The 25,090-nt window shown below is 53.8% G+C and carries 15 protein-coding genes; 11 read left to right on the forward strand and 4 right to left on the reverse strand.

Features of this window, described 5'->3' with window-relative positions:
* Positions 1–164: 164 nt before the first annotated feature.
* The 7 genes from Poly59_RS28720 (at position 165) to Poly59_RS28750 (ending at position 12,641) form a co-directional block, all read left to right on the forward strand.
* Positions 165–1,955, forward strand: coding sequence for a flagellin N-terminal helical domain-containing protein (locus Poly59_RS28720; protein ID WP_146537483.1), 1,791 nt, complete (start codon positions 165–167; stop codon positions 1,953–1,955).
* A 317-nt stretch (positions 1,956–2,272) separates the two neighbouring features.
* Positions 2,273–4,063, forward strand: a complete 1,791-nt coding sequence (locus tag Poly59_RS28725; protein ID WP_146537484.1) for a flagellin N-terminal helical domain-containing protein — start codon at positions 2,273–2,275, stop codon at positions 4,061–4,063.
* 261 nt (positions 4,064–4,324) lie between these two features.
* Positions 4,325–7,087 (forward strand): flagellar filament capping protein FliD, encoded by a 2,763-nt coding sequence (fliD, locus tag Poly59_RS28730; protein ID WP_146537485.1) that lies wholly within the window; start codon positions 4,325–4,327, stop codon positions 7,085–7,087.
* 88 nt (positions 7,088–7,175) lie between these two features.
* Positions 7,176–7,679, forward strand: a complete 504-nt coding sequence (locus Poly59_RS28735) for a flagellar protein FliS (RefSeq protein ID WP_146537486.1) — start codon at positions 7,176–7,178, stop codon at positions 7,677–7,679.
* A gap of 191 nt (positions 7,680–7,870) precedes the next feature.
* Positions 7,871–8,818 (forward strand): TraB/GumN family protein, encoded by a 948-nt coding sequence (locus Poly59_RS28740; protein ID WP_146537487.1) that lies wholly within the window; start codon positions 7,871–7,873, stop codon positions 8,816–8,818.
* An 80-nt stretch (positions 8,819–8,898) separates the two neighbouring features.
* Positions 8,899–10,170 (forward strand): DUF1552 domain-containing protein, encoded by a 1,272-nt coding sequence (locus Poly59_RS28745; protein ID WP_246152012.1) that lies wholly within the window; start codon positions 8,899–8,901, stop codon positions 10,168–10,170.
* On the forward strand, positions 10,167–12,641 hold the full coding sequence (locus tag Poly59_RS28750; RefSeq protein ID WP_146537488.1) for a DUF1592 domain-containing protein: 2,475 nt from the start codon (positions 10,167–10,169) through the stop codon (positions 12,639–12,641). Before Poly59_RS28745 ends, Poly59_RS28750 begins: the two co-directional genes overlap by 4 nt.
* A 59-nt stretch (positions 12,642–12,700) precedes the next feature.
* Here Poly59_RS28750 and Poly59_RS28755 read toward each other — a convergent pair whose 3' ends face one another.
* Both Poly59_RS28755 and dnaG read right to left on the reverse strand, forming a co-directional pair.
* The gene (locus Poly59_RS28755) at positions 12,701–14,464 is read right to left on the reverse strand and encodes a sigma-70 family RNA polymerase sigma factor (protein WP_146537489.1); all 1,764 of its coding nucleotides are present in this window, start codon (positions 14,462–14,464) and stop codon (positions 12,701–12,703) included.
* Between the two features lie 211 nt (positions 14,465–14,675).
* A complete protein-coding gene (gene dnaG / locus Poly59_RS28760; protein WP_246152013.1) occupies positions 14,676–16,757 on the reverse strand; it encodes a DNA primase in 2,082 nt (693 codons plus the stop codon).
* Positions 16,758–17,363: 606 nt separating this feature from the next.
* Here dnaG and Poly59_RS30565 point away from each other — a divergent pair.
* The 4 genes from Poly59_RS30565 to Poly59_RS28780 all read left to right on the forward strand — a co-directional run bounded on the left by Poly59_RS30565 (position 17,364) and on the right by Poly59_RS28780 (position 22,327).
* A complete protein-coding gene (locus Poly59_RS30565) occupies positions 17,364–17,834 on the forward strand; it encodes a carbon storage regulator (protein ID WP_146537490.1) in 471 nt (156 codons plus the stop codon).
* Positions 17,835–18,430: 596 nt separating this feature from the next.
* Positions 18,431–18,853 (forward strand): response regulator, encoded by a 423-nt coding sequence (locus Poly59_RS28770; protein WP_146537491.1) that lies wholly within the window; start codon positions 18,431–18,433, stop codon positions 18,851–18,853.
* Positions 18,854–18,878: 25 nt separating this feature from the next.
* Positions 18,879–19,766, forward strand: coding sequence for a GGDEF domain-containing response regulator (locus tag Poly59_RS28775; protein ID WP_146537492.1), 888 nt, complete (start codon positions 18,879–18,881; stop codon positions 19,764–19,766).
* On the forward strand, positions 19,763–22,327 hold the full coding sequence (locus tag Poly59_RS28780; protein WP_146537493.1) for a CHASE domain-containing protein: 2,565 nt from the start codon (positions 19,763–19,765) through the stop codon (positions 22,325–22,327). Before Poly59_RS28775 ends, Poly59_RS28780 begins: the two co-directional genes overlap by 4 nt.
* 45 nt (positions 22,328–22,372) lie before the next feature.
* On the opposite strand, the gene Poly59_RS28785 is transcribed toward Poly59_RS28780, so the two are convergent.
* Both Poly59_RS28785 and Poly59_RS28790 read right to left on the reverse strand, forming a co-directional pair.
* Entirely contained in the window at positions 22,373–24,349 is a 1,977-nt protein-coding gene (locus Poly59_RS28785; protein ID WP_246152025.1) for an esterase/lipase family protein, read from the reverse strand.
* 345 nt (positions 24,350–24,694) lie between these two features.
* Entirely contained in the window at positions 24,695–25,072 is a 378-nt protein-coding gene (locus tag Poly59_RS28790; protein ID WP_146537494.1) for a hypothetical protein, read from the reverse strand.
* Positions 25,073–25,090: the final 18 nt, after the last annotated feature.

Below are 25,090 nucleotides of genomic sequence, written 5' to 3' on the forward strand. Positions count from 1 at the left end.
CACTAGAAAAGTGACCCATGTTTCATCCGGACGCAGAGCTTGCAGGCATGTTGCGATCGATTGTCGATCGCTGCCACGCGGGGCACGCGTTGTAACCGGTCGATATGCGGCCGGATCCATTTTCCTCGAATCTGCGATTCGCCGCACCTTAGGGATACTTAAACATGACCAGAATTAACACCAACGTTTCATCACTCGTCGCCCAGAACCGTTTGCAATCAAGCAACAAAGATTTGAACTCGGCTTTGACTCGACTGAGCACCGGCCTTCGCATCAACAGCGGTGCCGACGACCCGGCCGGTTTGATCGCCAGTGAATCATTGCGATCGGAGATCAACGGACTGGGCAAAGCAATCAGCAACACTGAACGCGCCAGCCAAATCATCTCGACTGCTGATAGCGCCTTGGGCCAAGTCAGTAACTTGCTTAACGACGTTCGTGGCTTGGTTGTCGAAGCCGCCAACAGCGGTGCACTCAGCAAAGAAGAAATCGCTGCAAACCAATTGCAACTCGACAGCTCGCTTGAAGCCATCAACCGAATCGCTCAAACCACGACCTTCCAAGGTCGCAAGTTGCTCGACGGATCACTGGACTTCGTATCGAAAGCTGGCACCGGCGCAGAAAACCTACAAAGCCTAAGCATCGACCAAGCAAGCTTGGGCACCACCGGCAAAGTCAGCGTTGACATCAACGTTTCCGCTGCCGCAACCAAAGCAGCCGTTGCAGTATCTGGCATCACCGCTGTGGTTCCGGGCACGGATGCCGTCGATCCAGTCGCTGGTGTTGCATCATCGGCAGACTTCACCGTCGGCACTGAAACCGTCACGATCACGGCGGACGCAACTGGCGTTGCCGGAGACGGCCCAACCATTACGTTTGATGACAGCACCGACACCGGCGCGGCACCAAGCGCATCAGTCGATGGATCGGGCAACATTACGATCACCGTCGATGATGATACCGCCTACACCGCTGCAGAATTGGTCACGGCTCTCGACGGAATAGCCGGATACAGCGCCGCAACTGACGGTGCGGGTACCGAAACCGTGACTGGTGCATTGGCCACCGGAACTCTGGCCGGCGGTGTTGATGAAGTTGTCGCTGCTGCGGCAACCGACGCCACGGGTGGATTGGCCGAAGACGTCGTCTTCGAACTGCAAGGTTCCAACGGCTCGGAAGTGTTCAACATCAAAGCTGGATCGTCGATCCAACAAATTCGCGACCAAATCAACTTGGTCAAGGATGCGACAGGCGTTGAAGCGGAAATCAACGCTGACGGAACCACCCTGGACCTGAGTTCGGCTGGCTACGGCAAAGAAGCATTGATCGACGTACGGGTACTCGAGCAAGAAGCCGGCGGAAACTTCACTTCAACGCGTACGGAAGGTACCGACATTGTCGCCACCGTCAACGGCCGTTCGGCCAACGGCGACGGCAATAAATTGTCGGTCAACACTTCGACTCTTGACTTGTCGACATCCGTCAAAGCAGGCTTCACAGGCACAGCGTCGTTCGAAATCAACGGCGGTGGTGCTAAATTCCAGTTGGGCCCTGACGCAGTCGGCAACCAACAAGCCCGAGTCGGCATCAGCAGCGTTTCGACTGCTCGACTAGGTGGAACGTCTGGCAAACTGTACCAACTGGGCAGTGGTGAATCGGCTGACTTGTCGACGGACCCCGCCAAAGCAGCAGAAATTGTTAGCGAAGCGATCGACCAAGTAACCAGCCTACGTGGTCGTTTGGGTGCATTCCAATCGACGACCCTGGACAGCAACTTGGTCAGCTTGAAGGAAACCAAGGCTAACTTGCAAGAAGCGGAAAGCTCGATCCGTGACGCCGACTTTGCTCAAGAATCAGCCAACCTGACACGAGCACAAATTCTGGTTCAGTCAGGCACCAATGTGCTATCGCTAGCCAACCAGAACCCGCAAAACGTTCTGTCGCTGCTTCGTTAAGAAGTCAGTTTCACTCTGAACGATAACTTTTGATATAGCCAGCCGGCCGAGGGGGAACCTTCGTCCGGCTGGTTTCGTTGATCACCAGCCGAAACGTTCAACTATGACGTTTGCACGGCTTCTCTTGGGGACAAGTGATCAATTCCTCGCATCTTACCCAGTATTTTTCGGAAAGCGCGACCCACGGACCCGATCTCGCTTAGGAAGGCCTCCCCGTACAGATCGTTGTTCGATCGTCTCGGCAGCGGTCCGTCCCGGCCCATCGCGGCCGGATTCCTCCACAATCTGCCCCGCGATTAATCTAAAAGGGTCCTCACATGACAAGAATCAATACTAACGTTCCTTCGCTCGTTGCACAAAACCGACTGCAAACGAGCAACAAAGACCTGCAAACCGCACTTACCCGTTTGAGCACAGGTCTTCGGATCAACAGCGGTGCCGACGATCCGGCGGGCTTGATCGCCAGCGAAGCCTTGCGCTCAGAAATTACCAGCTTGGGTAAAGCGATCTCGAATACGCGTCGTGCCAGCCAAATCATTTCGACGGCCGACAGCGCCCTCGGCCAAGTCAGCAACCTGCTAAACGACATTCGTGGATTGGTCGTCGAAGCCGCCAATACGGGAGCTCTGAGCCCCGACGAAATCGACGCAAACCAGTTGCAGGTCGACAGCTCTCTTGAAGCCATCAACCGGATCGCACAAACCACAACGTTCCAAGGCCGCAAGCTGCTCGACGGATCGCTGGACTTCGTGACGACAAACGGCACCGGCGCTGAAAACATCGAAGACCTCAGCATCGACCAGGCCAGCCTTGGCAGCACAGGCTCCATCAGCGTTGATATCAACGTTTCACAAGCAGCCACGCAAGCGGCCGTATCGATCCCGGGCATCACCGCTGTTGTCCCTGGCACTGCCGCCGTCGATCCAGTTACCGCTGTTGCGTCATCCGCCGATTTCACCGTCGGCACTGAAACCGTCACGATCACGGCGGACGTTGCTGGCGTTGCCGGAGACGGCCCAACCATTACGTTTGATGACAGCACCGACACCGGCGCGGCACCAAGCGCATCAGTCGATGGATCGGGCAACATTACGATCACCGTCGATGATGATACCGCCTACACCGCCGCAGAATTGGTCACGGCTCTGGACGGAATAGCCGGATACAGCGCCGCAACTGACGGTGCGGGTACCGAAACCGTGACTGGTGCATTGGCCACCGGAACTCTGGCCGGCGGTGTTGATGAAGTTGTCGCTGCTGCGGCAACCGACGCCACGGGTGGATTGGCCGAAGACGTCGTCTTCGAACTGCAAGGTTCGAACGGCTCGGAAGTGTTCAACATCAAGGCTGGTTCGTCGATCCAACAAGTTCGCGACCAAATCAACTTGGTTAAGGATGCGACAGGCGTCGAAGCGAGCGTCAACGCAGACGGAACAACTCTTGATCTGAACAGCAAGGCGTACGGTTCAAGCTCGCTGATCGATATCCGCGTTCTGGAACAAGAACCCGGCGGAAACTTCACTTCGACTCGTCAAGAAGGCGTGGATATTGTCGCCACCGTCAACGGTCGTTCGGCCAGCGGCGACGGGAACAAGTTGAGCATCAATACTTCGACGCTCGACTTGTCGGCAAGCATCAAAGCAGGCTTCACAGGTGCGGCAAACATCAGCATCACCGACGGTGGTGCCAAGTTCCAACTTGGACCTGACGTTGTGGGTAACCAGCAAGCCCGCGTCGGTATCCGCAGTGTCTCATCGGCTCGATTGGGTGGCGTATCTGGAAAGCTCTATCAACTCGGTAGCGGCGAATCGGCGGCATTGGGAACCGATGCTGACGCTGCCGCCAGGATCGTGACCGAAGCGATCGACCAGGTGACTAGCCTTCGTGGACGACTGGGTGCATTCCAAGCCACGACACTAGACGGAAACTTGGTCAGCTTGAACGAGACGGTTGCCAACTTGCAAGAGGCAGAAAGCTCGATCCGTGATGCCGACTTCGCTCAAGAATCAGCGAACTTGACGCGAGCTCAGATTCTAACTCAGTCAGGTACCAACGTACTGTCCCTGGCCAACCAGAACCCACAGAACGTGTTGTCATTGCTCGGCTAAACGGGTTGAACGAGCAAACAAAAATTTGACCAACCTGCGGCTCGCGATGAATTTCATCGCGAGCCGCTTTGCGTTTCATTCGTAACAACCGTCAAGTTTCACGTCACCGTTTCAGATAATACAGGGAAATAGAGCCTGCAAAGCCAGTTTTCATCGAACCGCTCCACCCATGACGTAGCGTTTTCCTGGACACAAGTGCGCCTTGTTGCCGATTTAGTTCGATAAACGACCTTCCCGAACCTAACCACTGTCTGCTTCCCAATGGGCCGCCTCCAATCCTCCGTCGGTTTGATTACCGGCACGAACATCACCGGCACGGTTGATCAGCTAATGAAAATTAGCGGCCAGTCGCGTGACCGTCTGATTTCTCGTACTGAAACACTTCAGCGGCAGCAACAATCAATCGCGGAACTAACAGCCTCGGTTATCGGAGTTCAACTCGCCGGCAATCGCTTGTCGAATGCATCAGCGTTTCAATCGAAAAGCGCAGTGTCCTCCAATGCTGATTTCCTATCTGCTGAAGCCGGAAAAGACGCGAAAGAAGCGACTCATGTCGTCCGAACGCTACAGACCGCCGCGACTCACGCGGTAAGTTCCCGGCAGCGGTTCTCGGCGACCGACACCGCGCTTGGCTTCAGCGGCCAAATTCGCGTTAGCCCCAAGGGGGGATCGATCGATTCTTCGGCCGACCTTTCAAAACTCAATGGTGGTCGTGGCGTCGAAGCCGGCAAGATCCGCATCACTGATCGATCCGGGAAATCAGCCGAGATTGACTTTTCAGATGCGCGCACGATCGACGATGTCCTGCAAACGATCAACGATGCCGAAATCGACGTGCAAGCCACGACGGAAAACGGCGCGATCAAACTTGTTGATAGGTCGGGCAGCACGCTTTCGAACCTAAAAGTCGAACAACTCGGTAGCGCTGAAACCGCAGCCGATCTTGGCTTGTGGGGAATCGACGAAGCGTCCGACAGCGCAAGTGGCTTGCCCTTTGAATTGCCCGCGGGCATCAGTTCGCTTCGTGGCGCCGCACTGTCCGAACTGGGTGGCGGCAGCGGCTTAGGGCCGCTTGGCAATTTGGACATCGAACTGTCCGACGGAACGAGCGCGTCGATCGACTTGTCCTCGGCAACGACAACCAGCGAAATCATTGACAAGATCGAAGCGTCTGGCCTATCGCTGATCGTCAAGTACAACGATGCACGAAATGGCTTGCAGATTCGCGACGTTTCGGGCGGAGCCGGTAATCTGAAGATTTCCTCGGCCGATACAACTGCCGACGATCTCGGGTTAGCGTTCGATTCTGCAGATGACATTGCCGTCGGCAAGAACCTTAGCCGGCAAACGGTCACAACGGAGACAAAGCTAGCTGATTTAAACCAAGGCGCCGGAATCACGGGCAGCTTCAAGCTGACCGATTCTTCGGGTGCAATTGGCGCTATTAATCTGACCAGCTCCGGAATCACCACCGTCGGCGGATTGGTCAACGCGATCAATGATCTTGGCATCGGTGTAACCGCATCGATCAACGAAGCGGGCGACGGCATATCGGTGGTTGACACCGCTGGCGGATCCGAAACCCTGACCATCGAAGACTCCGGAACTGGAACGGCCGCCGCAGACTTGGGCATCGCCGGAACGGCCACATCGCAAACGATCGGTGGGTCATCCGTATCAGCATTAGTCGGATCGCAATCCGGTGTCATTGAAATCGAAGCCACCGATACTCTGGCGACCCTCGTCGACAAAATAAACGAGGACGGCCGATACGGCGAAGCCTCGATACAGTCCAACGATGACGGCAGTTTTTCACTTCGCGTTCGCAGCAACAAAGGCGGCGAAGACGGACAACTCGCTATCAACACGACTGGCTTCAGCCTGGATCTGCAGACTGAAAGTCGCGGGCGTGATGCCCTGATTGCTGTTTCCACCGATGAAGGACTCGAACGGTTCATCAAATCAAGCGACGGCGTATTCAGCCTTGATGCCGCCGCGGCTGGCGATTTGGTAACCGAATCCAGCTTGCTGAGCGATCAAGCCGCCGGTGCCGCCGGTGGCAGTTTCACCATCACGGATAGTGCCGGTAAAACGAGCGCGATCAACATCACCTCGCAAGGCATCAAAACGGTCGGTGAACTGGTTGCCGCGATCAATGAATTAAACGTGGGCGTTTCAGCTTCGATCAACGAAGACGGCACCGGAATATCGATCGTCGACACTGCCGGTGGCAATGAAACATTGACGATTACAGATGTTGGTAACGGCACTGCGGCTGCGAGTCTAGGCATCGCCGGCGAAGCCGAGGAAACAACCGTCGACTCGGTAACCACCCAGTCGTTGACCGGTCCCAGCAGCGACAGCTCATCGGATGAAACGACCGGCGTATCGTTCACTCTAAAAGAATTGTCCGCATCGCCGATCACAGTCACGATCGCTGAAGACACGAGCAATATTGAAGTCGCCGCAAAGACTTTTGTCGATCAGTACAACAAGCTGATGGACAAGGTCGATTCGCTCACGTTCTTCAACGCTGATTCGAACGAAGTCGGTCTGTTGTTCGGGTCCAGTGAAACGCAACGGATTACCAGTAGTTTTTCGCGGCTGCTTTCCGGCTCGATCAACGGCGCTGGCCCACTAAAGTCAATCGGCCAAGTCGGCATCAGCTTCGCGGATGACGGTCGGCTTGAACTTGACAAGACAAAACTCAATGAGGCGCTCAGCGAGCGACGAGCCGACGTCGAAGCATTCTTTTCGACCGAAGACAACGGGCTAGCAAACCGACTTGACGCGATCGCCGACCGAATTGCTGGCGTCGACGGCGGATTGCTTCTGAACAAGTCTGAATCAATAGCCACTCAAATCGAACGAAACTCGAACCAAGTGGATTCGATGAACAGTCGCTTGGATAAAGAACGCGAACGTTTGCTTGCACAATTCTATGCAACCGAAACAGCCATTTCGAAGTTGCAAAGCAACGGCACAGCCATCGACCAAATTCAGCGAATCGAGATCCCCTCGTAATCGTCAAAATTATCGTCTAACAGGCGATCGCCGCCAAACAAGACGATGACTTTCTTGAGCACTCGTAATTCACTAAACAAAGACAACGATGTCGACTAATCCAGAGAACTTTCGTCCACGACTTGGTTCTGGCAGCCAGCAATACCTTGAATCCGCGATTCGGATGGCGACACCAGCCCGACTGCGTTTGATGGTGACTGAGCGTGCCGTCGAAGTCGCCGCGACTCTTGCTCGTGTTTGGAAAAATGGCGAGCAACCTGGTCCCAACGAGCATTCGCTGAGCCTGCTGGAACTGATCGGCGAATTGCTGAGCGGAATTTCCGGCAGTGAAGCGCCAGACGAAAACCAGCTGTGCAATCAAATCAGCGACCTCTACGTATTTCTAGCTAAGCACCTGGTTTCGGCCGAAGATCGTAGCGATTTCGGTGCTGTGGAAGAGATTCGTTTGGTGCTGGAACTCGAAGCCGAAACGTGGCGAGCTGTTTGTGCCCAGGAACTGATGAGCAAACAAGCCGCATCAGCTTCCGGTGTTTCAGCACGGATGGGCGCTAGCGCGGAACCGTCGATGGGCGGCTTGAACTTCAGCGCATAGGGGAATCTCAGTTAGTCCCCCGACAATCGCGTGGATGCAAGAACGGAATGGATGCGGACCCGACTGAGGCGTTCGAACGCCCATGAACTCTACGCAAGTTGCCGTTTGGATGCCGAAGCGCTATCCTACGGGCAGTGAGCGGCCGTAACTTTCGGTCGCCTGAACGTTAATCGCTTCTAGAGGCGGAACCTATGCGCTGGATTGTTGTAACGGTTGGTTTGTTTTTCGCTTTCGCGTCGTTACGCGCAAATGCCCAAACTGCCGTCGCCGAACCGCCCGCCAAACCCGCTGCGAAAGTCGCAGCCGAAACGCCGGACACGGAAGCGTCACCCGACGAAGAATCCTCAGTCGATGAACTTTACATTCGCTACGCAAAGTCGGACGACGGAAAGCCCAAAGCGCTGCAAACGGCGATCGTCCGCTACGAAGGTAAACCCGGCACACAGTACGCCGGAAAGATCGTTGACTTGGTCGGCGTCGTTCACATCGGACAACGAGAATACTACAAAGATCTGAACGATCGCCTCTCTCGCTATGACAGCGTCCTGTATGAACTGGTTGCACCCGACGGAACTCGCATCCGCCCAGAAGACTTGAAGGACCGTCGCTCGGTTCTCGCTTCAATGCAGACAGGCATGAAGGACATGCTTAATCTCGAGTATCAGCTCGAGTTGATTGACTACATGGCTACCAACTTTCGCCATGCTGACATGAGCCCAGAAGAGTTTGTCGAGGACCTGCAGAAGCGAGGCGACAGCGTTTGGAAGATGGTCGCTCGAATGATGGGCGCGGGACTCGCGTCCCAAGCCTCAGGCGGCGGCGACGCAGGAATGCTGTTTGCAATGTTTAGCAATGACCGCTCCAAGAAAATGAAGCAAGCGATGGCTCGACAATTAGTCGATATTGAATTGGTCACCGCAGGAATGGATGACGCCAACGGCCACAACACTTTGATCAAAGGACGCAACATCAAAGCGTTCCAAGTGATGAAGGACGAACTTGCCCAGGGCAAATCGAAAGTCGCTGTCTTCTACGGCGCGGGCCACTTGCCTGATATGGCGGAACGTTTGGAAAACGAGTTCAAAATGGTCGTCGGCGAAACCACCTGGCTAGATGCTTGGGACCTAACCCGGAATTAACCGGGCTCGGCCGCCTCTACTTCGAATCGCAAAGTTGACTACAATTGGGTTCCCACCTCTCGATCAATGAGAACCCTTCCATGCCGATTTCACGCTCGCCCCGGCGCAATTTTCTAAAAGCTGCCGGCATCTCAATCGCTCTTCCTGCCTTTGAGTCGCGCCGCGTCGCCGCGGCATCGAAAAATGACGCAGGTCCCCCTAAGCGAATGGTTTGTGTCGGCAATGAGTTTGGAATGTACCCTGGATCGTTTTGGCCAGAGGACGAACAATCGCTTTCGCCGCTGCTAGAGCCGCTCGCAAATCATCGAAAGAACTTCACTCTCTTTTCGCATCTGGACCACGACCTCAATGGCGGCCACTTCGCGGTCCACACTTTCTTAACAGGTGTAAAGGCGGTGGAGGCGAAGTCGCTCCCCGATGGTGGAATCAGTCTCGATCAACGTGCGGCCGAACACGTTGGTTCACAAACTCGGTTTCCGTCCCTAACCGTCGGCAGCGAAAGCGGATTGCACGGTGGTTGTCGGATGAGTTGGACGCGAACAGGAACTCGCGTTCCACCAATCGAAGGGCCGCGTGAACTGTTTCGCATGCTATTCATCGACAACGATTCGAAAGCCAAGGCTGCGGCCACCAACCGAATTTCACTGCAAGAATCCATCTTGGATGCGGTCCTTGGCGACGCCAACTCGTTAGCCAGACGTTTGAATCCAAGCGACAAAAACAAGTTAGACGAGTACCTTTCGTCGGTCCGCGCAGTTGAACTGAAGCTGGAACTCGATCGGCGGTGGCAGAAGGTTCCAAAACCAAAACCTTCGATCGACGAACCGACCGACCAGGGACTGACTCGCGACTTGCCAAAGATCTACGACCTGATCGCACTCGCACTTCAAACCGATTCAACCCGAGTGGCAACCGTCGAAGTGGGCGGAAGCTTTGCGGCGTCCGATTTAGGCATCAAGAAAGGCTACCACGGACTTTCGCACCACGGACAAGTGCAAGAGAACATCGATCTGTTGGTTCAAATTGAACGTTACCAAGTGGAACAGTTCGCTCGATTCCTAGATCGCCTTGATTCGATGCGTGACGCATCCACCGATCAAACTCTCCTGGAATCAACGTCTGCACTGTTCGGCAGTGGTATGGGTAACGCGAATTCGCACACCAACCATGATCTGCCGATCGTTCTGGCTGGCGGAGGATTCAAGCACCAAGCAATGATCGATTCGCCCAGCGCAGCGAACCGACGTGTGCCGCTGAGCAATCTGTTCGTTTCCATGCTGCAACAATTCGGCGTCGAGACGGATTCGTTCGCCAAGAGCACTGGAACTTTGACTGGCCTGAGGACGGCATGATGTGGCGACTCAAATGCGTCATGGCAGGACTGACGCTTGGGCTAGTCGGTACCAATGCTTCGGCAGACAGCACGCCCAACTCGATTTCATCGATCGTCGATCCGTTTATCCAGAACTATTGCATCGAATGCCACAGCGATGACGAACCCAAAGGCGATCGTAGCTTCGAAGAATTGGCGAACGACATTTCGAACGACAACACTCTGGTTGACTTCCAAGACATCTTGGATCAATTGAACCTGTCCGAAATGCCACCGCCCGAATCCGATCAACCGTCGGATCAAGATCGCATGCAGGTGATCGAAACGCTGACGACAGCAATTTCAAAATATCACGCATCGCACCAGGAGCATCGTGCCCATTCGATTTTGCGACGTCTGAACGCTCGCGAGTATCGCAATTCGGTGCGTGACTTGCTCGCGATCGACGTGACGATGTTCGATCCCACCGAAAGGTTCCCCCGCGACCAAACCGTCGATCATCTCGACAATATTGGCGACACGCTTGTAACGTCTTCACATTTGCTGAGCCGATATCTTGATGCGGCTGATGCCGTGATCAATCGTGCGATCTACCCCATTGAGAAACCGGCAAAGAAGACTTGGTCATTTCGCGAAAACTTTCGTCAGCAACCTGAAATCGACAACGTTCACCGTCGGTTCAATGGCTTCAAGCACATGACGTTGTACGATGTCGTGGGCGCGGATAAACCCGAAGGCGCCTATGGCCCGATATTGGCACTGGCCGATGGGGTTCCGTTCGATGGTGTTTATGAAATTCGTTTTCAAGCCGAAGCCCTCAATCGCGATCATCCGTATGACGACGATTTAATCGGTACCGACCGCGGGCAACCATTCCGGCTTGGCATTGTGCCCGGTAATCGCGATGACGGTGAACTGCACATGCCGCAACCGAACGAGCCCCTGCTGGCCGAAATCGAATTAGCTGATCAACCAAGTTGGTACTCCGTCCGCGTTCCGCTAGACCGCGGCTACACCCCACGATTTACATTCCAAAACGGATTGATGGATGCTCGGAATCTATGGACGAAGCTCGTCAAAACCTATCCCGATCAGTTCGAAAAAGGGATTAGTGGAATCGTCGAGTACCGCAACCAAGCGATCACGCGTGGCAAGTTACCTCAGATTCGGATTTACGAAATTGAAATCACCGGTCCCTTGATCGATCAGTGGCCAACGAAAAGTCAGCATGCGGTGCTCGGTGACGATTTTGAAACACTGGCCCGCGGAGAATCGATTAGCAAAGACCAAATCCGAAGTCGCGTCGAATCATTCGCCTCGCGTGCTTATCGGCGGCCAGCCACCGACGACGAAATCAACCAAATCGTTGATGTGATCGATTCGCGCATCGCAGCCGGCGAATCCGCGATCGATGCCATCGCCGACGGGTGCAAAATGGTACTTTGTTCGCCGAACTTCTTGTACTTGGAAAATCGCACAATCGACGATGCCCAGCATTTGTCACAGCATGCGCTGGCGAATCGACTTTCGTACTTCCTGTGGTCATCGACACCTGACCAAACGCTACGGAATCTTGCCGACACGGGTCGCTTGGACAATGACCAAGTTCTCCGCCGCCAAGTGAACCGAATGCTTGCCGATCCTAAATCCGAAGCGATGTTGCACGGGTTCCTGGATGCTTGGCTGGCACTGAGCGACCTTGGATCTGCGCCACCGGACCGTGGTGATTTCCGAGACTTTTATCGCCACGACCTTGGTACGGCGATGCGAACCGAGACTGAATTGTTCTTTCGTAATCAATTGGACAAGAATCTTCCGATCGACAACTTTATCGACTCGGACTTCACGTTCGTCAACACTGCGCTGGCCAATCTGTATGGCGTTGACGCACCGCTCGAACCGGGTTTTCATCGTGTCCAGCTAAGCGACCGACGCCGCGGCGGCTTGCTTGGCCAAGCTAGCGTATTGACGGTTTCAGCAAACGGAATTGATACATCACCGGTCGTGCGTGGCGTGTGGATGCTTGAAAACTTTCTAGGAACTCCGCCCTCACCGCCGCCGCCGGATGTACAGCCACTCGATCCGGACACGCGAGGTGCGACGTCCATTCGTGATCAACTGTCAAAGCACCGAGACATTGCCACTTGTTTTGACTGTCATCGCAAAATTGATCCACTTGGGTTTGCTCTTGAAAACTATGACCCAATCGGACGCTGGCGAGACAGCTACAGCAAGCGAACGAAAATTGATGCGTCGGGTGAATTGCCGGATGGCAAGTCGTTTCGCGACGTGCGTGAATTGAAAACGATCCTGATATCGCGTAAAGCACAGTTCAGCCGTGCGTTGACAACCAAGATGCTGGCATATGCAACCGGGCGACTGGAAGTGCTGAGCGATCGACCCGCCATTGAAAAAATCGCGAGCTCCGCAAACGGAACCCGCGATTTAGTGATTGAAGTGGTGCTAAGCGAACCATTTCGCACCAAATAATTATCGCTACCGATCACTCTCTCGCAAACGGCGAGAGAGCGATCGTTCCATTCAAATTTCTAAGCGGCCGTTTTCAGGAACGAACTCAATCGATCCGAACGTGACGGGCTTTGCAGTTTCGCGACTGCTTTCGCTTCGATCTGGCGAACACGTTCGCGAGTCACCTTAAAGATCCGGCCACACTCTTCAAGCGTGTAGCTGTAACCATCGACCAAGCCGTAACGCAGCCGAATGATTTCGCGTTCGCGGAACGTCAACGTCTTCAGCAACTCGTCGATCTTCCCACGCAGAATGCTGCTAGCCGCGTTCTTGACTGGGTTGTGGCTGTCGCTGTCTTGAATGAACTCACCGAAGCTGCTGTCTTCGCCTTCGCCGACGGGACGATCCAAGCTGACAGGGTGACGTCCAATGTCCATCACGCGGCGCACCTCTTCGATCGGGACTTCCGTTTCCAACGCAATCTCTTCGTACGTAGGTTCGCGACGAAGGTCTTGGGTCAGACGCTTTTGTGCCTGACGCAATTTGCTGAGTACATCGATCATGTGAACAGGAATTCGAATCGTACGTGCTTGATCAGCGATTGCACGCGTGATTGCTTGACGAATCCACCAAGTTGCGTAAGTGCTAAACTTGAATCCGCGGCGATACTCGTACTTGTCAACCGCACGCATCAAGCCAGTGTTGCCCTCTTGGATCAAGTCCAAAAATGACAGACCACGATTGCGATACTTCTTGGCGATCGAGACCACCAAACGAAGGTTGCCACTGCTGAGTTCACGTTTGGTGGCTTCGTATTCATTAAAATACTTGCGAGCACGCACCATACGATTGTGCAAACTGACCGGGCTCTCTTGAGTCACCAACATCAGCTCGCGAAGTTCTTGCTTGAGGTCAGCCGCTTCATCACGACTGGTCGCATCGTTACCAAGGTCGGCCAATTGTTGACGGATGAAGTTCATGCGTCGCGAAATGTCTTCCAATTGCTTCAGCAACGGCGTTACGCGGCGGCTTCGCAGGCTCAATTCTTCAACCAACTGCAAGCACTTGCGACGATTGGCGATAAACCGCCGTCGAACTTCTGCCTTCAATCGCGGCGAAGTACTGCGGCGAACCATTAGTTCAAAATCTTGCTTGTTTTGAGCGATCAAGTGATTCAGACTTCGCAAGTTGTGCGGCATCCGAGCACTAATTTGTTCCTTCGTCAATCGTTCAGTCAGCGATACTTTGATCGTTCGGTCGAACGGCAATTCGCCGGCGTGAACGCGTGAAAGCACACCAACGGTCGCTCGCATCGCGTAGTCGGATTCCAATAACGTGCGGCGGAAACGACGACGATTGATTTCGATCTTCTTTGCCAACCCAATTTCTTCTTCGCGGCTCAGCAAGGGGATCTCGGCCATTTGGCTCAAGTACATCCGAATCGGATCGTCGCTTGCCTTAGGCATATCGCTGGGGGCAACGACAGCCAATGGCTCGTCTTCTTCATCCTCTTCCGCAGCTTCTTCGGCGGATGCGACGGCTTCCAATCCATCTTCGCCGATGCTTTCAGCGGCATCAAAGGCGGCCGCTCTCGCAGCAGCGAGCTTCTTTTCCATCGCTGCGGCGGTGGCCGCACGGGTGACAACAACGGCGGGGCGTTCCTTCTTGGATTTACCCTCGACCAGGTCGATTCCGTGGTGTTCGATCGCCAACAGCAGGCTATCGAGCTTTTCTGGGTTGACGTCTTCGTCAGGAAGATAAGCGTTCACTTCGTCGTAAGTCAGAAATCCATCCTGGATTCCGCGGGTGATCAACGACGAAAGGTGTTGGTCCATCAATTGCATCTTGCAAACCTTAGATTGTGCGCATCTTCGTGATGCACTGGGTCGAGTGAAATTCCATTTCCGATCGCGAAACGATTGTGTTCTTTAGCGGGTAGAGCAAAACCTCTTCGAAGTTGGACGTGGTACGGGACGAAGATTGTGTCCCGGATTAAAAATCTTGCCTAGTTGAGTTTCCCTTCTTTTTGGTTGGTGTTCGCATTTTTTTGAAAATTCATTCTGTCTTGATCCCGCGTCGTTGACGATCCTCTTCGATCAAGCGATTTAGAAGCGCCATTTCTTCGTCTTCATCCATCGACGCGGACGCGAGCTTTTCGATTTGAGTCTTTTGTTCGATTGAAAATCCTCGCTCGCGATAACGAGTCATGATCATCGTGTATCGCTCCTCCGGTGTTTCAGGCAATTTGCCCTCGCGATCACGAACACGCTCCTGCATCGTCACGATTTGATTCTTTAACTGTTCGTTTTCAACCAGCAACAACAGCGAATCTGCATCGAGGTCACGCCCCGCCAGTTCTAAATCCTGATAGGCCGTCATTAACATCACCGCCGTACGTGACTCGAACCAATCTGGATCGATCGCTTCCACAGCCATCGCTGCTAAATCAGGCGACTCGATCAACGTCTCGAACAATTGGCGATCGAGGCCCGACAGCGACGACATCGACGTTTGTCCGGACGGATTGCCGCGACCTTGCTGACCTCGGCCCTGGTTACCGCGCCCCTGATTAAACGAGGGTGAACCGTAGGAACTGATGTGCGACTCGCCGACGTAATAATCGTCGCCAAAATCTGCGGACTCAGCAAACGCAGCGTTCGGATCAAAGCCCGGATCGAAACTGGCACTGGCCGGCTTGCTGGGCGCCGGATGCTGAACGCCTTCAAACGTCGGCTTTGCATTCGAATTGAATCCGCCCTTAGGACGTTTGACGACACTGTCGCGTTTCTTTGCTTCGTCGCGCAGCACATCAAGTCGCTGTTCTAACCGTTCAGTTTTCAACTCAAAACTGCGCGACAACCGAACCAGCAACTGATCAACTCGTAAGCTCGGCGGCGCCTTCGCGACGATCTTCAGCATCGTATCAACCGCGGTGGTGACCGCGTGAGTGTCACGCGTAAAGTCGATGCCGTTGGTCAATCGCGAAAGCTTGTGATCAAGCGCGTCGGGCGACTCGACCACCAAGCGATCAAACGATTCGCGACCTTGCGATTGAAGGTAATCGGCTGGGTCGTTGCCTTCCGGCAAAGTCAAGACTCGCAAATCGACGTCCGCGCCAACAAATAACTCAAGCACTTGGTCGGCTCGCGTTTGCCCTGCGTTGTCGCCGTCGAGTACCAGCACAACTCGCTGCGCAAATCGCTTTAGGATCTTAACGTGGTTTTCGCCCAGCGCGGTCCCCAAAACAGCGACCGCCGTTTCAACTCCCGACTGGCGCGCCGCCACCACGTCGGTGTATCCCTCCATCACCAAAACCTGCCCCTCGCGGCGGATCGCTTCGCGAGCAAGTTGCAAGCCGTATAACTGGTGCGATTTTCGGAACAACAGCGTTTCGCGACCGTTGTAATATTTCGCTCCCGCGTTTTCGCCGTGCTTCGCCGCGATGGCGGGGATCAGACGACCGCCCATCGCGATCGGACGATTTTGCAGATCATGAATCGGGAACATCAACCGACCACGAAACATGTCGACTTCGCCGGTCCCCGATCGTTTCGCCGATGCGATTCCAGCAGCCTGCGCAACCGCGCCGCTGAAATTGTTTTCCTTCAGCAAGTCCACCGCATACGACCACTCGTCAGGAGCAAATCCAATTTGGAATCGCTTTCGGTTTTCGTCATCAATGCCTCGCGACGCCAAATACTCGCGAGCGATCTTGGCGTCGTCGCTTTGGCCGGACTCCAAAATGTTGAAGTAGTCTTCGCAAACCAGCTTCATCGCTGCAAAAAGTGTTTCTCGGTCGTCGGGATCACCAGGGTTAGTCCTCTTTTGCCCCCGCGTGTATTGATCAAGCGGAATGCCGGCCAATTCGGCCAGACTTCGGATCGCGGTGGGAAAGTCAACACCGTCACGTCGCATCACGAAACTGAAGACATCGCCGCCGATGTCACAGGGCCAGCATTTCCACGTTTGACGTTCTTGGTTGACGGTCATCGAGGGACGACGATCGTTGTGCCACGGACATCGAGTCACAAAATTGCGACCCTGAGGCTGCAATTCCAGCGTCGCGCCTACCACATCGACAATGTCGACGGCGCTACGTACTCGTTCTTTCAGATCAAGGTCCGTCGGGAGGGACAAACGAGGAGCTCCATAATGCGACCACTTGCCGAGACCAGACAAACGGGGCAGGGCAGGGTGCGCATCAAGGCACCCGCCCACAAGAATCGCTTGCGCGGATCCTTCCTCGTTCGTCTCACCTATTCAAGTTGGCGAAACTTGTTCAATCGGTCCAGCCGGCTTCCATTTGAAGCCGGGTAAATTTCGATTCGTGCAATCCTTTGCGAACCAGCACATGAACAAGGCTAGGATCAAACTACGTTGATCAGCCAAGGACATCCGCTGCAAGCTGGCCGGATTCTGAGATTGCGGGCGATTGAGGTCAAGGTCAATTTGCTGATTCTACCGACAACCCCAGTATTTGGCTCATGCCGGTGCCCGAGGAGTCCCCAGAATTGCAAACGATTGTAGAAATGACGCAACAACCTCTTCAAACACAAAGTGGCGAAACCCAACCATTACTTGTAAGTAGTTTCTGGATAAAGACTTAGCGACACGCCGAGCATTTCTCATTTAGTTTTGGCACGCCTTGTGCTTTAAAAGCTTCTCATCAGCCAGGCGGCTGACCTAACCAAGACACGACAAGACAACGCTATTCACAGCAATCTCAACGCAAAGGACTCTGCCATGTTGGTTCTAACACGTAAAGTTAACGAAGAAATCCTGATCGGCGACGATATCAAAATCACGCTGATTCGCGTTCGCGGCAACAGCGTCCGCATCGGTGTCGAAGCACCTCGAAGCGTTCGTGTCGTCCGCGGCGAACTTCCCCGGATTGAGACGACCAAGCAAGAAATCGAGATCGAAATGGCTGGCGACGTCGAAATCGACGATTTGGCTGAAATCTTCGCTCACCCCGAACCCCAACGTTTTGCTCGCCCCAACAGCGATAACCTAGCCAGCAATGGTTCGGTCAAGAAAAGGACGGCCAAAGCCGGCAAACATCAAGAGTCTTCGCCAGAATCGCCCGCAAACCGCATTGCCAAATTTGCAACAGCGGATTCGGACGCGAAGGTGTTCGTTGGTACCGTCAAACGATCGGGCGACGACGTAACTATGAAACGAGCACCGCTGGCGAACTTCGTGTCGGCAAGCTGACGCAAATTCACACGGCAACGAATTGACGGCAACGAATTTAGCGTCGAGCGGTGAGAAACGATCAGGATGGAAGGTCAGTGAAGCGTTTCCATTTGAGCATTGCGTCAATGGTTGCACGCCGGCCAACGCAATCAAGTTCTTTGATCGAAACCAATAGGATTCATTCTTAGGGATGTGAATCCTGCGAGACAAGCGGCAGAAATGAAGAAAGAGGGTCGACTGCAGCGAGCCAGGTACGCGCAGTCGCGTCAGTTATGATGGGATGACTGCCAGCCCCGCAGGATGTCATTGGCTGGGCAATCGCTGCCGCCGCCGCGAGTGCGACCGCAAGCACATCCGGCTAATACTGCACAATCCGAACATGCCATCGGCTGAACCTGAGCATCGCGAGCCCAAATTCGAATTATATGCCCGCTTGGACTAAGTCCAGTGCAACCCTTTCGTTGCCGTAGCTAATTACCTATGCACGCTGTGTGGGCACAAATCACAAGGGCATTCGGCCTGGCGTCTTAGTGTCTGTCGATCTGCAAGTGAGAAATCGCTGGCTGAAAACAGGATTTGATTGAACTGGGCAGGGCTCCCCACAAGAGTGTTCTATGAAACCGAATGTTGGAAATCAGAAAAAGACAATCCGTCGCCTCGTGCTAATCGATGATGACAGTACCGACAACTTCCTACATAGCCGATTGCTTCAGCGTTCGGGCTTAGTTGACGATCTGATCATATTCGAAGAGGCAGAAGAAGCGTTAAAGTACATCTGCTCTTCCATGGAACCAGTCGATGTGATTTGCCTCGATATCAACATGCCACGCATGAACGGATTCGAATTTCTAGATGCGTTCGAATCATCATGGGACCCGCAACTCGAAAAACCACTTATTGTGATCCTTTCAACGACTGTGGGACCGGCTGAAATCGAGTATGCCAAACGAATCCCAAGAATTGTTGGTGCTGAAACGAAACCACTTAGGCCCGAACTGATCGAATTTCTCGCGGAAAGGTTCTTTGTTGCAGAGTAACTCTGACAGTGAAGAGGGGCACACTATGAAAAAACAAATTAGCGTCCTACTGGTTGAAGACCAGCAGGCAGAGGCGATTGTCGTAACACGACTATTATCGCATTCTGCATATGGAAACTTTTCAGTCACCGTTGCGGTAGCGTTAGCAGATGCAATCGAGCAATTAGGTAAAAACAGCTTTGACGCTTGCTTGTTGGATCTTGGCTTGCCGGACGGTCATGGCATCGAATCGCTTCGCCAGGTTCGCAGTGTTGACGGATGCATTCCGATTGTCGTGTTGACCGGTAACGATGACGAAAACAATGGCTTGACCGCGATCGAGACTGGCGCACAAGACTATCTTGCAAAAGACTTTGTCAATAGTCGTACCGTTTCGCGTGCACTCCTGTTTGCCATCGCACGCCAAAACACAATGCTCGGACATGCTGCCGATGCGCAAACTGATATGCTGACGGGGCTTCCCAATCGACGCTTGCTCAGCCGCGACTTCGACCGAATGTCCAACCAGTTTGACCTTCTTTCCGTTGCACTGCTTGATATCGATAATTTCAAAACCATCAACGACTTGCATGGGCATTTAATTGGTGACCGGGTTCTGCAACACGTCGCTAGCCTCGTCCGCGACAATGCAGGCAACAACATTCAAGCGGCGAGATTTGGTGGCGAAGAGTTTACGCTGTTGATTCCTGACTCAGGTATCGATGCAACGGTTGACTATGCGTCGGATCTGTTATCGAAAATCGAGAATGCGACGCTGGAAATTGATGGCAAGTCGATCTCGGTAACTGCGAGCATTGGGCTGACGTCTGTCCGCAACGAAGAGGGTCTCGATGAGTCCCTCCGCCGAGCTGACCAAGCGTTATACAGCGCGAAGCACACCGGCCGAAATCGTGTGTGCGTGAATGACGCATGATTCATCATTACGATAGAACGACCAATGGACTTCGCCAAAAACTCGAGCGAACCGGTTCGTTTCAATGGTTTCACTGGCTCGTCATCGGGCTTTCGCTGGGATTAACCCTTTTTGCCTGGCACTACGCTCGAGTCCAACAAAACGCAAAAATCGAGCTTCAATTTGATCGTGAAGCTGACCAAGCGGTATCGCTAGTCGTCGATCGCATGGCGACCTACGAAGAAGCACTTTGGTCGGGGGTGGCGTTTGTGACAACCATCAACGGCGAAGTCGACTACCAAACATGGGACGACTACGCCGCATGTCTAAAGCTTGACAACCGGTACCCCGGCATCAACGGGATTGGACTGATCGCGTCCCTGGGCGCGACCGACCTAGATCCATTTCTGAAGAATCAACGCGTCAGCCGCCCGGCCTTCACTGTCCATCCCAAAGTTGATGGAAACGAGCACTGGCCGATCTTTGCCATTTCGCCAATCGCGGGCAATGAGCAAGCGGTGGGCCTTGATATGATGCACGAAATCAACCGTATCACTGCAGCGAGGAAAGCGCGTGACACAAAGACGACTCAGATCACTGGGCCGATCACTTTGGTCCAAGATGCAACGAGAACGCCTGGATTCCTTTTCTTTGCGCCTTACTATCGGACGCCCACATCCGCGCAACACCCCAATGCGTCCGAGACATTCGAAGGACTCGTTTACGCCCCCTTTGTCGTGCGCGAGCTGATATACGGAACGCTAGAAAAGAGCCGACGACGTATCGGCATTCGTATCAGTGATATGTCGGAAGTCTTGTTCGACGAGCACGTGAAGTCCGATCCCGATTTCGATCCCCGTCCGTTGGTTCGAAAAGAAATTTCGCTCGACCTGTACGGCCGAACGTGGCTGTTTGATGTCCGAAGCACCCGTTCTTTTCGTCAATCCATCGACAGCAGCCAATCAACGTCAATCTTAGTCGCAGGGCTATTGATCAACGCCATGCTACTTGGGCTTTTTTACTTGATCTCCAAAAGTGCTCGCCGCTCGCTCGGCCTAGCCGACCAAATGACGGAAGAACTCGCCTGCTTTAGCCTAGCGGCAAGCGTCAATCAAATCGGCATCTTTGATATCGACATTGAATCGAAAAAATTCAAATGGAACGATGCGATGTACAAACTCTTTCAACAGAACCGGGATTCATTCACCCCGACCTACGAGTCTGTGCTCGGCTGCATCCACCCAGACGATCGCCCGGCGCTCGAAGCCGCTTTTCGCGGCCAGATTGATGACGGCGAGACGCTTGATTCAGAATATCGCATCCAACTGGAAGACGGCGAAAACCGGCACCTTCATTCACGTGCCGTGATCTTTCGCGATACGGATGGCCGTGCAATTCGATTGCTCGGGTCAGACACTGACATCACCGAAACCAGAGAAGCAACTCAAGAACTTGATTTGACCCGTCGCGTACAATCGGCAATCCAAGACGCCGCTGGCGTTTCGATGATTACCACGAACGAGTCAGGCCTCATCCTATCGGTAAACAAGACAGTTGAATCGATGCTTGGATATTCGCGTGAGGAGTTGGAGTGCAAGAAAACGCCGGCCCCGCTGCATGATGCTGACGAGATCATCCAACGAGCAGCCGAGCTGACCGAACAACTGGGCCGCGAGATCAAACCGGGTTTCGAAGTGTTCACCGCGATGACCGCCGACGGTGCGATGGAACAACGTGAGTGGACCTACATACGCAAAGACGGGACTCGATTCCCGGTGCTTCTTACCGTCACGGCAATCCGCGACAACTCTGGAACAGTTACTGGATACCTGGGCGTTGCAGCTGACATCTCAGATCGAAAAGAAGCCGATCTGGCGATTGCGAAGTCCAACGAACAACTTGCTCGCAGCAACGAAGAACTTGCCCAGTTCGCGTATGTCGCGTCTCATGACTTGCAGGAGCCACTGCGGAAGGTGACATCGTTCTGCGAACTTCTTCAGGAAGACTGCAGCGACCAACTCAACGAAGACGGGACGATGTACATGGGCTATATCATGGACGGGGCCCGCAGGATGCGAAAGCTAATCCAAGACTTGCTGGCGTACTCGCGAATCGAAGAAGGCGATGTCCGAATTGAAACAGTGATCATGAACGACGCTCTTAGCGTCGCGATCAATGACCTTTCCACGGCAGTCCAAGAATCAGACGCAACCGTCACCTTTGACGAACTGCCGCAGATCTCGGCCCCCCCTTCCCAGATGGTCCAGCTGTTTCAAAACTTGATTGGAAACGCGATTAAGTATCGCGGCGACGAGAGCCCAAGAGTCCATATCAGTTGTGAATCCGACAACGGAAACCATGTTTTCTCGGTTGACGATAACGGAATCGGAATCGCACCCGAGTATCGTGATCAAGTGTTCGGCATTTTCAAACGCCTGCATGGTCAAAGCCAGTATAAGGGGACCGGAATTGGGCTCGCGATTTGTAAACGCATCCTTGAACGAGTCAACGGCAAGATCTGGATCGAAGACTCGCCCCTGGGCGGATCACGCTTCAGATTTTCAATCAACTCAGCAACCTGAAACCCTGCCAATGTTGTGCAGAACAGGAAAACTCTAACTGCACTCTTAGCGTTCAATAACAACCGGTTGCATCGGACCACCCGCAGATTCGGCTTCAACCGACTCGAGCTGGGCTACTCGATCATTCGAATCAAGTTCGCTTAGGTGTTCAAGCAAGATCCTTCGCACTTCAAAAACTGCCTTCGAGGTCATGTGAACCGAAGTGTGAGGCGCATCGATAATCAACTCACTATCCGTGTCATCCATGTGCGCACTGTCGTACTCAACGACTCCGTCGCCCTTGACGGTTCGCCCGGTTATCAGCGATGGATTTTCCAGAACACCGATGATGTTGTGATATTTAACACCCGGCGCGCGTTTGGCACGCATCATGACGGGGAAGATCGGCGACTCAGGCGCCAACGAATCGATTGCGTTGGCTACGGTCAACAGTTCGGTGTCCTTGAAGACAGTCGGGTTCTGCTCGGCAAGCCGATTGCCGGTTCGAATCGCCATCGTTGGCAATTTGATAAACTTTCTGGCAAGCCAGCGGGTGTAGTCGTTCGCGAACTCGCTGCCACGGTGCGGTGTTCCGATCGTAATGACACGCTTGACAGAGGTGTTCGGGCGGAAGAACAGAGTACTTACTAGCTTGTATCGATCGTCATCATCACCGCGTAGCTTCGCGATTGCCTCATCGGCACTGCTTGCAGGCTGATTGCTGACGATTTTCCAGAACTCGTCACCGCTATCGATCGTTTGCATCCGACTAACGAGACCGCCCATGCTATGACCAACAAGAACCATATCGTCCATCGGTGCATCTTGGCGACTTTCGTCGAACACTTTACGCATAGCGGTCAGGTCCGTCCGCAGCTGTGTCGCCGACAACCAAAATGGTTGGCCGGACGGATATAGGTAGAACCAAAACTGGTAACGTTCACGGATCTCGGGAAAACTGCGCAAGTCATTGAACATGTCCATCCACGTCATCGGACTGGACCATAGCCCATGCACCATCAAGACCGGTATTCGCTTTGGATCATACGGTTCCAGCATGTACAGTCCACGATGGCTTGCCGATTCGTTTGGGTTGAGCAGCCCTTCGGTCGCCTCGTCCCGCTTGCGATACTCGGGACTATCCAAAAAGTACGCCAACGGAGTCGTCAGATCGGTTTCGAGCGGCACCCACTGATTAGACAGTTGAATTTGGTTTGCTTTTAAAGGGTCAAAGAACTCTAAAACGCAAACCTTGGATTCGCCGGCACGAGCCCCTTCGTGCGGTTCAACACAGCGCATCATCGCGCTGACGGAGTAGCTAAGTCCCTTGGGATAGTACTTCTCGCGGCTGTCGCCATTTTCAGGTGTTTTTCGCACAGCGATCAGCGGCACGCCCAATCCATAGGTCGTATGCTGGTTGCGCAAAGTTTGGATTTCATAATCGCTCACAAATTCGTAATGGTCGAACTCGTCTGTTTTCCATTGCCCACGCATTTCCGTTCGCACGACAAACTCACGATCAGGAGTCTTGATTGTGTAGGTCTGCCCTGGCTGGATCTGATTTTTCTTGCATAACAATCGCAATGTGTCTTCAAGCGACTCGTTGTATAGATCGCATGCGCCACGAAACTGCGGATCATAGAAGTTACGTGAGGTTCCAAGATCATCGCTAAACAGATAGTCGTAGCTGTTGGTCAGCGCGATACCGTATTGGTTTAATGCATCGCTGGACCGGCCCGCTTTCTCGGCCTTCTTGCCTTCGACATACGCCAACTCACTAAGTGCGTAGATCAGTTCGGCTTCGGGGGTTTCTCGGACGCGACTGCGAATTTGAGCAAAACAGATTTTATGGTCGTTCTGGTAAACGTCTTCCAAGTCAAATCGCCGCAGCGTGTGCCAGGTTCGCTCGCTGACCTCGGGGCCCTTGCGACCGACCAAATGCAGGGTCTGGGTCAAAGCATTATCGCGAAATTTGCGATTTGTCAGGTAGGTCGGCGCCGCACATCCGGATTGCAGCAGAACAAGCACGACCAGCGCGACCATGCCCCCCAGTGGCCTGCGACGTCCGGCAAATGCGCCAAAACCAGCAGGACGCAGCGACATACGAATACTCGGCACGGCCAGCGGCCGACCGTTTCCGTTAGATCGTTTTGGTCCAAACTGAGACTGCATCATGCGTCTAGGTCCTCCGGATGAGAGATTTCCAGCCGAAAACGGACTGGAAACGCATCTGGAGGACGGTTCAAGCTTCCTTGCAAGACATCCGTCGTGGGAACCGACAACAAATTGCCGACTTTTCCAAAATCTAGAGACGATGGCGGGTTGATGTCAATGCAGATCCAGCCAACCGCCGTGAAACTGAGCGACGCTACACGGGATCAGTGTCTGTCACCGGTCACGCTGGTTCATGAGCTTCTGCATCTTCGCATTTTGATACCGATGAGTACGCAGGACATCGAGCGCCGCTAACCCAATCACCGTCACCATGCATAGCAGGACGCAAAGCCAAGCCGCGATCCAAACGGGTCCAGGCCCGACGAAGGCAGCGATGAGGATCAGCAGACCGCAGATTCCGACCATCAGGTTCGTACGGCGCCGGGACCGGCTTCGGCGCTTGTGATATTGCTTGTCCAAATCGGTTTTGCAGTCGTCTTCGTCACCCCACCCACGCTGCTCATTGAATTGCAGCCACGCCGCAAACACCATCAGAGTCACGGCCAAGATCAGCGAACCGGCGAACATCGGGAAACCTTTCTTGATGAACAAGGTGATTCGAAAGCGCGC

The sequence above is a fragment of the Rubripirellula reticaptiva genome (assembly GCF_007860175.1).
Lineage (GTDB): Bacteria > Planctomycetota > Planctomycetia > Pirellulales > Pirellulaceae > Rubripirellula > Rubripirellula reticaptiva.